A 17,685-nucleotide genomic window follows, 5' to 3' on the forward strand; every position below is an offset into this window, starting at 1 on the left:
TTTTCAATTAACATCCACCACACTCCATGTTTGATGGAGTTATAACAAATATATCATAACTATCCTTGATTATGCGTAGTATTATATAGTACTCTCGATGAGAATACTAGACTCTCTCTAATATACATAAGTACTTTAGATTTTACTTCTTCAGCAGATAAATGAGTAGAATCTAACATTAATGAATCAATTGCGGGCGTTAACGGTGCCGATTGTCGATTATAATCACGCGCATCTCGTTCTCTTATTTGTGAGAATAAAAACTTAAAATTAACACCAAAGTTTTTTTTCTGCAACTGATGTAATCTACGGCGCTCTCTTTCCTCAAAAGAAGCATAAAGAAAAATTTTCAATTCCGCATTAGGAAATACTACTGTTCCCATATCCCGCCCATCAGCAACAAGTCCTGGACATCGACAAAACGTACGTTGATATGTCAACAAATTTTTACGTACCTTCGAAAAAACAGCAATTTTAGATGCATAATTTCCTATAGTTTCTGTATAAATATCCCTTTTAATTTCTTTACCATTAAAGGATACAAAAAAATTATTTTTTCTATTTATAAAACTTATCTGTATCTCTTCCGCAAGTACTGCTACTTTTTCTTCACGATTAATATCAATTTTATTTTCTAAAGCTGCTAATGCTAACACTCGATAAATCACTCCCGAATCCAATAAATTCCATCCAAGAATTTTTGCTAATCTCCTAGATAAAGTCCCTTTCCCTACTCCACTTGGGCCATCAATAGTAATAACTGGAAATATATTGTTCACAATTATCCCCTTGCAGCGCACAAAATTCACTATATAAATGATTATTTTTAATATCTTAATAAAATTTAATGATCATGATTTCATATGTGCAATTTAGATTATATATGAATATCACACTGTATAGAATACTTATTGCAATACACTAATACTAGATAATTGTGTAAAAAAATCCGGAAAAGTTTTATTGGTACACTTAGGATTATTAATTATAATAGAAACATCCGATAATGCCACCAAAGAAAAACACATCGCTATGCGATGATCATCATAAGTATTAATGTAAGCTGATTCTATTTTAACTGGAGGAGTAATTTGTAAATAATCATAACCTTCCACAATCTCCGCCCCTATTTTACGTAACTCGGTAGCCATTGCCGCTAATCGATCGCTTTCTTTAACTCTCCAATTATAAATATTACGTAATATCGTAGGACCATTAATAGAAAATAATGCAGTAATAGCAAGAGTCATTGCTGCATCTGGAATATTATTAACATCTAAATCAACAGCATTCAGATCAGCTCCACGAGTACACTCTATATAATTATCACCCCATGCAATCTTTGCTCCCATACTTTCTAATATATTCGCAAAATAAATATCTCCTTGTTTACTATTACGACCAACTCCTATAACTCGAACCGTACCCCCTCGAATAGCTGATGCTGCTAAAAAATAAGAAGCACTTGAGGCATCTCCTTCCACTAAATAATCTCCAGGTGATTGATATGCCATATTTCCTTTACAATAAAAAACACGATAATTATCATGTTGTATGTTGATTCCAAAAATTTTCATAAGAGACAAAGTTATATCAATATATGGTCTGGATACTAATGCTCCGTCCACTTTAATGAAAGTATCTCGATACGCTAATGGCGCCATCATGAGCACAGATGACAAAAATTGACTAGAAATACTCCCTTTAATAAAAATTTCGCCTCCATAATACCCTCCATACAATCGTATGGGAGGGTAACCATTACGTTCCATATACTCAATACGCGCTCCTCCTTGTCTTAAGGCATCTACTAAGTGTGCAATCGGTCTATCTTTCATACGAGGATGACCGGTGAGCACGATATTTTGAGTCTGTACAGACAATGCCGCAATAAGAGGTCTCATAACAGTCCCGGCATTTCCCAAAGACAAAATTAGTTGATTGTTATTTTTTGATTGAATCGGACCACCAATACCATTAATTTCGCAAGTTTTTCTATTATTTGAAAGACAATATGATACTCCTAGATTACGTAAAGCATCCAGCATACAACGCACATCATCACTATCCAACAAATTAGTTAACTGAGTAGTACCTGTAGCTTGAGCTGCTAATAACAATGCTCGATTTGATATACTTTTAGAACCAGGAAGATGGATGGTTCCCTGTATTTTTTTTATAGGAGCTAATTTGATAAAATCATTCACTTTTCACCAACTTTTTATATAAAAATATTTGATTTTTGAAATTAATAGCCCATAATACACCATTTACAATAATAATATGTGATTGTATTTAACTATTTAACATATGAATATAGCAATCGATTGAATCTAATTAGCGATATTTTTCAGAAAATAATTTCATAAATCTAATTAATTTTTTTACACCTTCTAATGTCATGGCATTATATAAAGATGCGCGCATACCCCCCACTACTTTATGTCCTTTCAAACCATGTAATCCGAAAGATATTGATTCTTTTAAAAAAAGATCATTTAATTTACTGTTTTTTAAAAAAAAAGGGATGTTCATATATGAACGATTAGATAGACTAATATTATTATAATAGAAATTGCTAGAATCAATAGCGTCATATAAAAGGGCTGATTTTTCTTGATTACGTTTATTAATTTCCTTTAAGCCTCCTTGTGTTTTCAACCATTTAAACATCAAACTAGCAACGTACCAGGACATAGTGACAGGCGTATTAAACATTGAGAAATTATCAGCTAAAATTTTATAATTTAAAATAGACGGGACTACTAGGCAAGGTTCTTTCAATAAATCTTTTCTGATAATTATCACAGTCAAACCAGATATGCCAATGTTTTTTTGAGCCGTAGCATAAATTATACCAAAACGATTTATATTCAGTGGGCCCGAAAATAAAGTTGAAGAACAATCCGCTACCACTATTTTATCAGAAAAATTTGGAGTATCATATACAGATATTCCATCAATAGTTTCATTAGGACAATAATGAATATACGGACTATTTTCAGAAACATCCCATTTAGATATAGGTTGAATATTATGTAGTCCATTTTTTTCGCCGACCACATTAATTATACGTGGATTACAATATTTTTTTGCTTCTATTGCTGCGTTGTATGCCCAATACCCAGTTATTATATAATCAACTCTTTCTGAAGATGTTTTTAATAAATTCATAGGAATCGCAGAAAATTGTGCACGCGCTCCACCATGACAAAATAAAACTTCATAATTTTCTGGAATATCAAGAAGATCACGCATGTCTTGTTTCGCTTCTTGCATTAATTGCAAAAATTCTTCACTACGATGACTTATCTCTATGACGGAGATGCCCATATTATTCCAACTATATAATTCTTCTTTAACTTGCCTTAAAACTTGTTTCGGCAACATCGCTGGACCCGCGCTAAAATTAAATACTTCATTCATATCATGATCGATCATAAATAATTAAATTAATTAAAACAGTATCCTTCATAATGAACTATTGTTGAAACGACAATTAAAAATATAAAATAATTTTAAGTAACATACTATATTGAAATTTTCATTTAATATAACAAAATGAAAACTATTATTTTAGCATAAGCAACATTGTTAAGCGCAATAAACAAAACAAAATTTTTTATCAAAATAATGAATTTTCTTATTATTATCTTTAATTCAATGATCTAGTTACTCATAATAAATATTATGATACATTTATTTATTTAATAAAATAATAAAATTAATGAAATCAAAAACCTGTATTTAAAGATTAATATTCAATTAATATGTGTTATATCACTCATATAAGGAGATAGTACCGAAGGAATCGCCACACGTCCATCTTCTAATTGATAATTTTCAAGCACCGCTGCCAATGCTCGACCTATTGCTACTCCGGAAGCATTTAAAGTATGCAATAATCTCGCTTTTCTATGCATTCTTCCTTTATATCGCGCTCTTATACGACGCGCCTGAAAATCTCCAACATTTGAACAAGAAGAAACCTCGCAATAAGCATTATATGCTGGAAGCCATACTTCCAAATCATATGTTTTGCAAGAAGAAAATCCAATATTTCCTGTGCATAATAATATTTTCCTATATGGTAATTTAAGTAGTTGCAATACTTGTTCCGCGTGACTAGTTATTTCTTCTAAGATCTGCATAGATTTATCTGGATGTACTACTTGAACCATTTCAACTTTATCAAATTGATGCATCCTAATTAATCCACGAGTATGATGACCATATGATCCTGCTTCATAACGGAAACATGGAGTATGAGCAACCATCTTAATGGGTAATTCTTCTTCATCAAGAATTACATCACGAACTAAATTTATTAAAGGTACTTCAGCGGTAGGTATTAATGCGTATGGATTAGTTCCAGATTGTAAGTGTTGAATATGAAACAAGTCTTCATAAAATTTTGGTAATTGACCTGCACCATATAAAGAGTCTTGATTTACTAAATATGGTAAATAATACTCTTCATATCCATGACGTTTAACATGCAAATCTATCATAAATTGAGACAAAGCGCGATGCAAATGCGCTATTTGTCCTTTCATTACAATAAAACGTGATCCAGTTAATTTTGTTGCATTAGAAAAATCTAAACCATTAGTTAATGCGCCCAATGCTACATGATCCCGTATTGGAAAATTATATTGACCCGGCTTACCCCAACGCATAATTTCTAAATTATCTTGATCTCTAAATCCATAAGGCACTTGATCATCTGGAATATTCGGTAAAGATAACTCAAATTGTTTGATCCTGTTTTTTAATGCTTTATTTTCAAGTTTAAGAGAAGTTAATTTTTTTCCTAAAACATGTGCTTCTTGACATAAAAACTCTACATCTTCTCCACGAGACTTAGCTACTCCTATAATTTTAGCTTTAGCTTTACGTTCAGTCTGTAAACTTTCAGTTTTCTCTTGTAAAATTTTTCGCAAACTCTCTTGCTGACGAAATTTATTAATATTTAATATAAACTTTCTGCGAGCAAGCTTTTTAGCAACTAAATCAAGATTACTGCGCAATAAATTGGGATCAATCATATCTAACCTATACTATTATTCTATTCGTTTTATCATATTCTAGTTTTACTAATAATATATTTTTTCACAACTACAACAAATTTACACTATTATGATAAATTCATACCATATTATTATTTATTACAATCCACAATATCATATAATTGCACTATACCAAATGTAAAATCTCACGATTTATTATGTTAATGATATTTTTTCAAGTGCATATATGCGCTTTTCTAACCTATCTAATTTGATTCTTGCAAAATATCTAAAATCAATGTTTGTACAAAAATACATTTGTATACTACATACAGTAGCACTACTTTATAGTATTTTTGATTCTTTTTTAAAAACAATACCTCCCTCATATATAAACACACCTATATATTATATAGGTGATCACTTGAAAGCAATTCCAATAAATTTACTACATCTTTATTAAAGAACAAAGATATATATCATATATATGACTTTTAAAATCATATATATTTTCATAATAACACTCCCATTATTTTTCAATGATACAAAATACGCAATCTGTTAATATTTCGTGAAAACTAATATAGAACCAATACAATAATAATCAAATACGTTTTATTATTATGGAATGTCTAGACTATAACATTTTCCAAATTTCTTTTATTTATAGATAACACGATACACGTCAAACTTCTTACAACATATCAATAAAAATTAACTGAACAGTGTCTTATATGATTTTTGATATATATCTCACATAAAAAACAATTTTTCTTATTTATTTAACAGAAATTTAAATTAATTATCTAATAGATATTATTTTCTTTGATCATCTAGTTCAATGTCCTTAGAGGGAGCAAAATAAAACTTACTTATATCAATGTCATTATTATTTTGATCTAATAAACAATAATCTACACGTTGTCCTTTTTCTTCGAAAATACTAAATTTCTCGATTATACCCTGATCAGTAATTTTAATTCTACATTCTTTTAAAGTAAAATTGTTACTTATTGGTATTAAATGAAAAAAATCCCCTTTTTGAGATACAGTATATTCATTCCATTCATATACATTGTTACTAGAAAACAACATAAAAAAAATATTATCAGAAAAATTTTGCAACCGATACGCAGTAACTTGCTTGATAGAAGGAATATAAAACCAAAGTGTTTTCCCATCAGATATTAAAAAATTTTCTTCAGGAGATATCATGTGCCAATTAAACAAATTAGGACGTTTTATCCATAATTCTCCATGGTATTCTAACACCACATTGTTATCAGAGTTAACAACTTTCTGAATAAAATGTACATAAAAATTATTTATTTTTTTAAGGCGATTTTGTAAAACAAAAAAAGATGTATCATCAGCTACTACTGTAATAGCTATTATAACGTTTAAAAAAACAGCATATATTGTCTGTTTCATCATTCTGAATTAATTATCTCCTCCATTATCATTATATATTTGTTTAAATAAACAACAACATTATATATCTGTATATATATTCCTATACGAGATATAATAATGCTGATTATTCAGAAAGGATCATGAACTAATCGTTTGATTTTTCCAAAAATTAACTACTGCATCTATTTCTTGATCTTCTATGAAGGCTCCATGTACCCGAGTAGCCATGGAAGAGTGAGGCCCTAAATATAACATATCGCCCATACCTAATAAGGATTCTGCTCCGGATTGATCAAGAATAGTACGAGAATCTATTTTACTTGATACAGTAAAAGCTATACGAGCTGGAATATTTGCTTTAATTACTCCAGTAATTACATCCACTGACGGTCTTTGGGTTGCTAATATTACATGAATCCCAGCAGCGCGAGCCTTTTGTGTTAAACGAATAACTAATTCTTCCACTTTTTTTGTTGTAGTCATCATCAAATCTGAAAATTCATCTACAATAATTACAATATAAGGTAATTTGTCTAATGTATTAGAACAAGATGCGGTATTATTATTCACGTATTTACTGATAATATTGTTTGTTACATATTCTTTAGAATAAAATTGCGTTATATGGCTGTTATAATTTTCTAAATTCCGGACACTGAGCGTAGCCATCAGTTTATAACGACGCTCCATTTCTTTTACACACCATTGTAATACTTCATAAACTTCTTGTGTATTGGTAATAATTTGTTTTAAAAGATGAGGAATACCTGAATATATTGATAATTCTAAAATTTTAGGATCAATCATAATAAAACGCACTTCTTCTGGCGTAGCCTTATATAAAAGACTAATAATCATAGTATTAATGCCAACAGATTTACCTGATCCAGTAGTGCCAGCAACTAATAAATGAGGCAGGGATTTAAGATCTACAATTAACGGCTGTCCAGCTGTATCCTGTCCCAGAACCAACGCTAATGGAGTATTGATATTCCTAAACTGATCTGAACCAATAATATCTCCTAGATATACTGTTTTACGCTGTTTATTAGGAATTTCTAATCCAACATATGGAGTACCCGGAATTACATCTATCACTTTAACAGAATTTGTGTATAAAACACGAGCTAAATCGCGTGATAAATTAGAAATTCTTGATGATTTTATACCCGGTGATAAATTCAACTCAAATCTAGTAATTACCGGGCCAGGAACAATATTAGCCACATTTGCTATAATGTGATATTCTAGTAATTTCGATTCTAGCAATTGAGAAATTCTTTTTAATTCCAAGAAATCTGTCGTTGTTTTTTCTGAAGAAGATGTAGTCAATAAGTCAATATCTGGGAAAGTAGCAACGCGATTGTCATAATATAAAGTAGGATGCTCCATGGGAACTTTTTTACATTTAAATAAGGGTACATATTTTTTTATGTTTTTTTTAACAAAAATGGGAATTTTTTGATCAATATTATTTCTATCAGTACGTATTACATTTAAATCTTGTATCAAAGATACATTATTTTTTTGTTCTCTTTTGTCAACATAATGTATATTGTTATTGCTACTGCAAATTGTTTTGTCAAATTTATTAATTTTTACAAAACAATTTTTTCCTTTAGAAACAACATTAGTCACATATTTTTTTTGATAATAATTGCAACCTGCCTTGCTTATCCGTAATTTAGAACAAAATAAAAAGCGCTCAATAAAATTGAGACCCTGACTAAATATCTTTATTGCTGAAATGCATTTCATTTTAAAAAAATTATTTTTTAAAATAGGATTACATTGCTTAGTAGATCTGCTAATATTTTTAGATACATCAGGGATGATTTGTATGTTTAATAAATCATTTTTAAAATTTTTAAAAAAATTAGGATCCTGTGTAGAAAAAACCAATGGATACATGAGTCGTTTAGTACACGATTTTTGATGAATAAATTGATATCGATATTTTTTTTTACAAAAAAATAATGCGCTTAAATAACGTAAATAATTAAATAATTGATTCTTAATAGTTTTTAAAATCATCCAAAAAAATTTATTAAAAAACACTATAATATCAATAATTCCAATTAAAAAAAATAAAATTATACTGACATGATGAGTCATTTTTTCATAAGATGAAATAATATCATACGATATGCTTCCTACTATGCCACCAGAAGAAAAATAAAAAAAATTATCGATTGTTATATGAGCTAATCCACAACACGCGAATAATAATATCAATATACCTATTAATTTAAATATAAAAATAAAAACAGTAATACGCATACCCTGCACACAAATCTTCCAAAGATAAAAGAACAGAAATAACGGAATTATATAAACTGGAATACCAAAAATAAAAAATAAGAAATCAGAAATTTTCGCTCCTAACATACCTCCAACATTATGAATAGATCCATCCCAAATAGTCTGTAGCCAGCCAGGATCTGCAGGATTAAAACTAATTAAAGAGATAATTAAATATAATAAAGTTATACTTATACCAATCAATATAACATTAATCACTGAAGATATCTCTTGCTTAAATATTGATAATAATTTCTTATGTAATAATCGTTTTATTTATATCAAGTATTGCATTTATATTTGAATAATAATAATACTGTTAATTCATATAAATAATTACACACAATATCATTGTGTCATAGATTCAATATACATGCTATGTATATACTCTAATTTATAAAATTATAAACAAATAATGTTTTAAATATATTACTTCAACACATATATATCTTTAACAAAAATCAAAATCCTAATAAAATTAAAAAATACTTTTAATTTTGTATAAAACGCTTGCATGCATATTGCATGCATATCTCGCAAATACATACAATTTTTTGTATGAGTTAGTATTAATTACAGTAATTTTATTATATAATGACAAATTTGTAGTTTTGACTGAAATCCTTATTTTCAACTACATAGGAATTATGTATCCAATCCAACATTGATATCGTTAAAAATATATTTCTGTGCATAAAAATAACATATAAAAATATAATTTATAAAAATGATCTAAACTAAGTAATAATTTATTTTAAATTACAATATTGCATCTGTTTTCTATTAATATTACATACCAAAAAATATAATGCTTACTACAATATACTTAATCAACATATAAGGAGATACAATTATTATGGTGATAAAAAAATATTGCAAACTACTCATATTAGGAGCAGGACCCGCCGGATATACCGCGGCTATTTATGCTGCACGAGCTAATTTAAATCCTGTATTAGTCACTGGATTAGAAATAGGAGGTCAATTAAATACTACTACAGATATAGAGAATTGGCCTGGAGATCCAAAAAATCTTACCGGACCTATATTAATGAATCGTATGAATACGCACGCTGTTTCTTTACACACAGAAATTATCTCTGACCACATATTTAAAGTAAATTTTAAACAATACCCTTTTTGTTTATATGGTAATACACATGAATATACATGTCACGCTTTAATCATAAGTACAGGAGGATATGCTCGCAGTCTTGGTATACCTTCTGAAGAAAAATATAAAGGAAAGGGAGTATCTTCGTGTGCTACTTGTGATGGATTTTTTTTTAATAAACAAATTGTTGCAGTTATTGGAGGCGGTAATACAGCAATAGAAGAAAGTTTATATTTATCTAATATTGCTTCTAAGGTTCATTTGATTCACCGTCGTTCTACATTTAGCGCAGAAAAAATATTAATTAATAGACTTATGAATAAAGTACACAGCGGTAATGTTGTTTTGCATACTAATCATATCGTTAAAGAAATATTAGGTAATGGTACAGATGTTACCGGTTTATGTATGACAGACCTACAACAACACAAGGAACACATAATAAATCTTCAAGGTATATTTATTGCCATTGGATATAATCCAAACACTTCTATATTTAATGATCAACTTGTATTAAACAATGGATACATTTGTGTGCATTCCGGTATGAATGGCAACGCAACTGCCACCTCTATTCCAGGTATATTTGCAGCAGGAGACGTTATGGATCACAGCTATCGTCAAGCAATTACTGCAGCTGGATCAGGTTGTATGGCTGCAATAGACGCTGAACGTTATTTATCTACTATTATGTATTAATACAACAAAAAATAAAATAAAATTCAAATAAAACTATCTATTAATTTTTAATTAAAACATATAATTATTCTTGCTTACAAAATCTAAAAATAAAAATTAATATTTAACAAGTAAAAACTAATGTTTAATGTTACACAGCATGCTGTAACAACATTGAATAAACATATGAAGTTAATTACACAAATATATAGTGAACATACTGCAATCTGAATACATAAAATACAAAACAAAAGTAGGATTTGTACTGAAGTAGTAGTGTATATGTCTGAAATAAATAAAAAAATAACCAAATTCTAACAATATAGGTCCCATTATAGTCCATTATTATAGTTATAATTTAGTGATTGTATTCGACAAAAAATAAACTTTTATAATAAATTTATTAAAATTGAGCATTTTAAATTATCGTACGAATCAAATCAACACTTGATTAGCTTCTAATCTTGTGAGAGAATTCCGGATCGTTTATTTAATTTTTTAGAGATCATAATGACAAAAGAAGATAGTTTCGAAATGCACGGTACAGTATTGGATACCTTGCCTAATACGATGTTTCGTGTAAAATTAGAAAACGGACACGTCATTGTAGCACATATTTCTGGAAAAATAAGAAAAAACTACATTAGAATATTAACAGGAGACAAAGTCACCGTTGAACTGACACCATATGATTTAAGTAAAGGAAGGATTATTTTTCGTAGCCGATAACAATAAAAATCTAATTTAAATTTTTATATATATGCACCGTTAAATCCACTGTAAATACAAGTCTATCTATTAAGTTTATTTCAAGAAATCATGGTAAATTCATGTATACTCGTTGCATCAATCACATTAATATAAATAAAGATTTTTTATCTTTTTTATAACTCCATACCTAATTTAATCCACCAGGTACGTCCTGGTTCATAAATCAGAGTACCAGAAGGATATCCAAGCCGTTTATGAACACATGGATTCAGATATTCTCTATAACTATGATTTAGTAAATTATCTACACCAATGCTAAATTTATAAAATTGAGAACTTTTCCATGCAAAATTCATAGATAATATTCCAAATCCTGAAGTATTACAATTTACACCTGTATGAGGCAACATATTTCTAGAAACAAAAGACCTTGGTGACATCAACGAATCATTAATAGATTGCGCCAATGCCAATCTCCACTTAGCAGTTATACTATAACTTCCTCGTATCCATTGACATGTAATCTTACCCTCCAATGGAGGAGTTCTAAATAAAGTGCAACCATCATCAATATTCATGCCCCAAACCCATGAGATATTAGTAGCAGTGTGCCAATGTTCATTAAATTGATAATTTAATCCTACTTCAGTTCCGCATATTTTAGCACGAATGTTCTCCGCGTAACTAATAGCATTTTGTATAGCATCATCGTTGCGATAATCACACACAATAAAATCTTTAACATATCCAGCATAAGATGATATCCATCCATTTATTTGTAGATGTTGAAAAGATGCTCCAATATCTACCTGAAAAGTTTTTTCAGGTTTTAATTTTAAAATATCATCTATATTAATATTTTCACCGAATTTAGTATAAAATAATTCCCAATAATCAGGCAAACGAAAACTTGTTCCTACACCAATATAATATGACAATAATGGATTGATATTATGCTCGTAGCGTATAAAACCAGCGGGATATACTATGCCATGTCGTTTATATTTAGAAGAATTATTAAAATTAATCACACTGTATTCCAATCGTGTCCCTCCAGTAAATCTTCTGTTTGACAATGAATCAAAGATCAATTCGGTAAATATGCCAGTGTCTCGAGAAACAATGTCCGTTTTCCAATTAGAATTGGATTTCATATGTTCTCTATGTGTATTAATTTGAACATCTGCTCCACTATGACATTTGATATTGTCCCACTGAGATACAGTAATACCTCGTGCACCCCATATTAATCGATCAACATTATTATTAATATTACCACTAAACCCACAACATTTTTCAGTAGATAGTTCTGTATTATGAGACACAGTATCAGCCATAATATGGTTTACATAATTGTGCCAAGCTTGTAATTCAATTTTATCTAATGTTTTGCTGATATCTAAAGTTTCTATTTTCATTCCATAACTTTCTCTAGCAAAACATAACCCATCCATAGATCGAGCAGCATAATTTGCAGTACCATTTCCCTGTCCTAGGCTGACTTCTAAATATGTATCTGCACTCAAATTAAACGACAAAATCGCATCAGCGTTCCATTTATACCACGCAGAATGTACCTGGTCTTTATTGCCATCATGATAATCGTCTGAACGAGAAACATTGCCTATTAATCTAATATAGCCATATTTACTCCCCATAATACTATCTATATTTTTATCTATTTTATTATTTGCACCGATTGTTACATTGCTACGTAATTGAATTTTTGATGTATCAAATCGAGGATGGTATCGTTCAAATTGCAATGTACCTGCAGATGTTACAGGACCCCATAGTACTGTTTGAGGGCCTTTAATGATATTTAAAATATCAAAAGTCTCTGGAAAAATATAAGCACTAACAGGATCCATATGAGAAAAACAAGCACCAAGTATTTCTCCATTATCCATCAAAATACGTATTCGAGATCCAAACATTCCCCTAAACACTGGTTCGTTATTCACTCCTCCATTACGAATAGCAGAAAATCCAGCAATACCTTTTAAATAATCAGAAACATCAATTACATACAACGACTGCAAAGATTTTGCAGGAGAATCACTAAAAATCAATGGGGAATTTTTTGGCGAAATAACAGTTATGACGTCATCATGCATTTTTCCTTGGAATAATATAGGTAGTGTTTGTATGTCACTAAACATTGATGTCGAAGTATCTTTGGGTCTACTACTAACAGATACATCATTTGAATTAGCTTGAGAATTATTAACAGTAAATATGATTAACATAAAACATATTAAAAATGATATAATATGAATTAATATTTCATTATTATAAAAAAATTTATCATGTATCATATGTATACTCATAACTGTTACATTCTTTTCAAGATACTAACATCGTTATTACAATATATATTAAAAACTTAATTTCTTCTAATATAAAATCAGATAAATAGATAATATTAACAATCTCGATTAAAACCAAACGTTTCTGACTAAAAACCTAATCTTGAGATTATTTACAAATATCATAATACTTAAAAAAAATTGTAATCTATATAACATTGAATTTACAACATTATTACTAACACTGAAAAAGTCAAAGGAGTTGCTATTCTATATCTTCACCTGCAGTTTAGTTAACACGTCTTATTTAATTTATCAAAAGAATCAACTTATCAAAACGATATCGATTTGATCAGTACACCTACTAATATGCTAGATTTTTACAAAATGTTGTTATACTATCAAAAAATAAATTGTAAACACCATAATCTAAATAACACAGATTATAATCATGTTAATGTATTTTTATAATGAAATACTTCTTATAGCATCTATATATATTTTAATTAAAAAAATATATTATCTGAATCTTATGTAAAAAACTAACGTAAATGTTAATTTACCCATATACAGTTCATATAGAGTAATTAAATGAAATATGTCATTCAATCAACTATAATATTTGACACTACAGAATATACTCTGACATTATTAACTGATTCCAACACATCAGTAAAATTATCTAATTCTGCCGGACGAGTATTAGAAGAGCTTATTAAACGACACAATATTGATATTTGTGCGCCAGTCACTCGAGAGCACTTGTTTTCAATCGTTTGGAGAGCTTATGGACTGGAACCATCTAACGGCAACTTAAATCAACAAATTAGTTTAATACGAAAAACTTTAACGTCTTTTGGATTAGATTCCTCATCCATTATAACTATTCCTAAACGAGGGCTAAAGCTAAACAATCAATTGATTGTAGAAAAAATACACGAAGATCGGCCATGCGTATCTTCCCCTCTACATAAAACCACAGATCAAAACAATAATTTACTATCATCTTCTATCTTACTAAATATCAAAGCTCATATAAAATATATGATTACTCTGACGATAATGGCCGTAATATTACTCAGCATTGGTTTTGTGTTTTTATACACTAAAAAAGATCATATTAAACTATATTGTTGCAAAGAAATAAACTCATGTAATATTTGCGCTTTCCATTCAGAATTAGGATTTGAATGTAATGACCGAATTATGCAGTGCACCGAAATTACATAGCACCATCAAATAAATAATAATGTAATTCATATTATCTTGTCTTTTAACTCTAAAATTTTAATTGTTATACAACATGCACGTAATAACAGTGTGTGCTTTCAATAAATTACATGGATTGCACACGTTATTCACTAATAATTACTAAAAACATATAAAAAATAAAATGCATTCATTTATATATTCTTTCAATCAAAAAGCACTTCTTCAATTAAGCATCCATTTATAAATTTTTTAAATAAACCAATTAAATTCAACGCACTTTCCTTTTGTTAAAATTCAACAATCATTATAGTTGATGTCTATCAACTATTTATTAAAAAATAATATTATTTTTTAATAAAGCATTATCGCATTGTCTGTAATTCTTACATTTTTACTAAAAATAACCACATTATAAAATAAATAGCACAAAAATTAAAAAATTATTAAGAAAGCTCCCCAGAATAGGGAGCCCCTAACAAAATATAAATCAATCGTACATATCTAAATCATTAAAATAAATTGATATTTGTATCTACTCAACAATAATAAAATGTATATCACTGTATATAAATACAGTATATTATCTATCAAATAGATAGACACAAGTTATTCTCTACGTGAAATAAAGTTTTTTAATTAAATAATTAGAACAAGAAAACATTATTATATTTTTAATATCGTTATAACTAATTTAACTGAGTCAGAACAATTGTTTATTATCGTTCAAAAGTTATCAATATCCTGTATTGATTTATTTCAATAACAACCGAAAATAAATATACCATGTACTTATTTAAAGTACATAAAATTAACCTGCTATAAACAAATTATACTAATAATATGTTCCATCAAATCACAATAGCTATAACGTATACCTCATAAAATTTATCAAAAATAAAATATTTTTATAAAAATAAAAAACTATTATTACAACTAATTTTGTGTAACATAAACAGAATTAACTTTAAATAAATAGCGTTGCGCTTGCTTAGATGGATGATGAGATTGTATATGTTGGTAAAATTGTTCCGGATTAAGTTTGTTTATTTTTTCAAGAGCATAATTACGGTCAATAGAAAATGTTTTCAATAACGCACTTAAACCATTCACATAAGCAACAATTATGGCGTATCGTCTAGTTTTTACATCAATAATTCCCTCTAATTGTTTTTGCAATATAGACAAATAAGCAGTACCAAGATCAATATTAACAGCAGCATTTTTTAATTCATGAATACTAGGTTCTCCTCTCCATCCTTTCAAACGATAAGCATCTCTTCCTGCAGTATCCGCTTTAAGCTGCATTAATCCAACAGCATTAGATTTACTAATTACAGTAGGATTATAATTAGATTCTACTTGAATAATGGCTTTCACTAAAGATGCATCTACTCCATAATTCATAGCACAATAATGAATGTAATCATTATACATAGACGGTGTAATTCGTTTAGAAAAATAAATTATCTTGTACTTTGAATGAGTATATAATGTCCAGGTAGTATTTTTTTCAATATTTTTTTGAGCACAAGTTGTTAGTAACAAAATTACAACTAAATGTATTATGTATATCTTCATAATTTCATAATTTTTATGATCAAAATATGTATTTCTTCATAAAATTATTATACAAAAGTGATGCTCTCATACTTTAAAAAAGTAATTTTTCCACAATTTTAATAATTAAAATATATAAGAATATTTATTTATACATATATGCACACATAGACACACGAATAATGATTCATGTTATATTGGTTACCGAGCGAATAATTATACTTAAAGTTTATACTAAAAATATTAAAAAATTGACTGTTCTGTATAGAACAAAATATTTATTTCTTTAACAAATAAGGATAACATAGGTTTTATACGTTTTTTACTAAAATTAAATAGTAATTTACTTAAATAAATTTAAACAAAAAATTATTAAAATAAAAACTCAAAATTAAATATTTATAATTATAATACACAACATTAAAACTTACTTTTTACCATCTATGTATTACATACATAGATAAAATCACGTACATAAATAATTATTTATTGAAGCGCTTAGAGAATTGAATAAATGCCAACAATGTTTCATTGCTAACATGATGCTCGATACCTTCTGCATCTCTTTGAGCAATTTTTTTATTGATGCCTAAATCTATTAAAAAAGTTTTTACAATTTTGTGTCGTATATGATTTTCATAAGCCAATTGCTTTCCTTGTTTTGTCAACGACACCCCACAATAACGTTTATGCTTAATTAATGAAGAGGCTATCAACTTTTTTAACATTTTTGCTACTGTTGGTTGCGTTACTCCAAGTCTTAATGCTAAATCTACTTGACGTGCTTCCCCGCGTTCTTGAATTAAATCTGCAATTAATTCAATATAATCATCAATAAGCTCACGTCGATGTGCTGCTCTAACCTGGATAAATCCTTGTAAATTATTTGTTTTTTTTTTTAAACACGCTAAATTACTGGACAACACTTCTTCATTTTTAGTCATAATAAAATCTCATGTTACATTATAAATAATAATACTTTTTTGTCGATTTACATAAGTAGATGTTGTATTATAATAAATAATGAGTGTTATATACTTGTCTACAAAGTGTGAAGATAAAGTTCACAGTCTACATACTGTACTTCATATTAGTAAATACGCTATATCAAATAATTTATGTATGTAAATAAAAATAATAAACACTACATATACATGTATAACATAGAAACAAATTAAATATTTGACTATCGCGCTGATCTCTTAAATAGAAAGAACAATTATTTAAATATTAAATAATTAATATATCTTTTAATAATTAATTACATAAAAAATCATCTTGATCTATCGTAATTTATCCATATATATTATTATGTGATAATAGTAATCAACGTATGTTTGATAGAACAAATAATTAATTGACAAAATATTTAGCAAAATAT

At 28.3% G+C, this 17,685-nt stretch carries 12 protein-coding genes; 3 read left to right on the plus strand and 9 right to left on the minus strand.

Annotated features, from left to right (window positions below):
* Nucleotides 1-59: 59 nt before the first annotated feature.
* From cmk to BCHRO640_RS01975, 6 genes are all read right to left on the minus strand, one after another.
* A complete protein-coding gene (gene cmk, locus BCHRO640_RS01950) occupies nucleotides 60-779 on the minus strand; it encodes a (d)CMP kinase (protein WP_015344641.1) in 720 nt (239 codons plus the stop codon).
* A gap of 129 nt (nucleotides 780-908) precedes the next feature.
* Nucleotides 909-2,207, minus strand: a complete 1,299-nt coding sequence (aroA, locus tag BCHRO640_RS01955) for a 3-phosphoshikimate 1-carboxyvinyltransferase (RefSeq protein ID WP_015344642.1) — start codon at nucleotides 2,205-2,207, stop codon at nucleotides 909-911.
* 130 nt (nucleotides 2,208-2,337) lie between these two features.
* Complete coding sequence (gene serC, locus BCHRO640_RS01960) at nucleotides 2,338-3,426, minus strand: 3-phosphoserine/phosphohydroxythreonine transaminase (protein ID WP_015344643.1); 1,089 nt, start codon at nucleotides 3,424-3,426, stop codon at nucleotides 2,338-2,340.
* A 335-nt stretch (nucleotides 3,427-3,761) separates the two neighbouring features.
* Nucleotides 3,762-5,048: a serine--tRNA ligase gene (gene serS / locus BCHRO640_RS01965; protein ID WP_015344644.1), complete on the minus strand. Its 1,287-nt coding sequence runs from the start codon at nucleotides 5,046-5,048 to the stop codon at nucleotides 3,762-3,764.
* Nucleotides 5,049-5,825: 777 nt separating this feature from the next.
* The gene (gene lolA / locus BCHRO640_RS01970) at nucleotides 5,826-6,443 is read right to left on the minus strand and encodes an outer membrane lipoprotein periplasmic chaperone LolA (RefSeq protein ID WP_015344645.1); all 618 of its coding nucleotides are present in this window, start codon (nucleotides 6,441-6,443) and stop codon (nucleotides 5,826-5,828) included.
* Nucleotides 6,444-6,560: 117 nt separating this feature from the next.
* Entirely contained in the window at nucleotides 6,561-8,942 is a 2,382-nt protein-coding gene (locus BCHRO640_RS01975) for a DNA translocase FtsK (RefSeq protein WP_015344646.1), read from the minus strand.
* Nucleotides 8,943-9,579: 637 nt separating this feature from the next.
* Between BCHRO640_RS01975 and trxB the strand changes: the two genes are divergently transcribed.
* A complete protein-coding gene (trxB, locus tag BCHRO640_RS01980; RefSeq protein WP_015344647.1) occupies nucleotides 9,580-10,536 on the plus strand; it encodes a thioredoxin-disulfide reductase in 957 nt (318 codons plus the stop codon).
* A gap of 489 nt (nucleotides 10,537-11,025) precedes the next feature.
* Nucleotides 11,026-11,244 (plus strand): translation initiation factor IF-1, encoded by a 219-nt coding sequence (gene infA / locus BCHRO640_RS01985; RefSeq protein WP_011282932.1) that lies wholly within the window; start codon nucleotides 11,026-11,028, stop codon nucleotides 11,242-11,244.
* Nucleotides 11,245-11,399: 155 nt separating this feature from the next.
* Here the strand turns inward: infA and BCHRO640_RS01990 are convergent, their stop codons facing one another.
* Nucleotides 11,400-13,475 carry a TonB-dependent copper receptor gene (locus BCHRO640_RS01990; protein ID WP_236608089.1) on the minus strand — a complete coding sequence of 692 codons (2,076 nt, stop codon included), beginning with the start codon at nucleotides 13,473-13,475 and terminating at the stop codon, nucleotides 11,400-11,402.
* Nucleotides 13,476-14,126: 651 nt separating this feature from the next.
* Between BCHRO640_RS01990 and BCHRO640_RS01995 the strand changes: the two genes are divergently transcribed.
* On the plus strand, nucleotides 14,127-14,765 hold the full coding sequence (locus BCHRO640_RS01995; RefSeq protein ID WP_015344649.1) for a winged helix-turn-helix domain-containing protein: 639 nt from the start codon (nucleotides 14,127-14,129) through the stop codon (nucleotides 14,763-14,765).
* Nucleotides 14,766-15,680: 915 nt separating this feature from the next.
* On the opposite strand, the gene BCHRO640_RS02000 is transcribed toward BCHRO640_RS01995, so the two are convergent.
* The gene (locus BCHRO640_RS02000) at nucleotides 15,681-16,325 is read right to left on the minus strand and encodes a transglycosylase SLT domain-containing protein (protein ID WP_015344650.1); all 645 of its coding nucleotides are present in this window, start codon (nucleotides 16,323-16,325) and stop codon (nucleotides 15,681-15,683) included.
* Nucleotides 16,326-16,786: 461 nt separating this feature from the next.
* The gene (gene mntR, locus BCHRO640_RS02005; RefSeq protein ID WP_015344651.1) at nucleotides 16,787-17,248 is read right to left on the minus strand and encodes a manganese-binding transcriptional regulator MntR; all 462 of its coding nucleotides are present in this window, start codon (nucleotides 17,246-17,248) and stop codon (nucleotides 16,787-16,789) included.
* Between the last annotated feature and the right edge of the window lie 437 nt (nucleotides 17,249-17,685).

Source organism: Candidatus Blochmanniella chromaiodes str. 640 (assembly GCF_000331065.1).
Lineage (GTDB): Bacteria > Pseudomonadota > Gammaproteobacteria > Enterobacterales > Enterobacteriaceae > Blochmanniella > Blochmanniella pennsylvanica.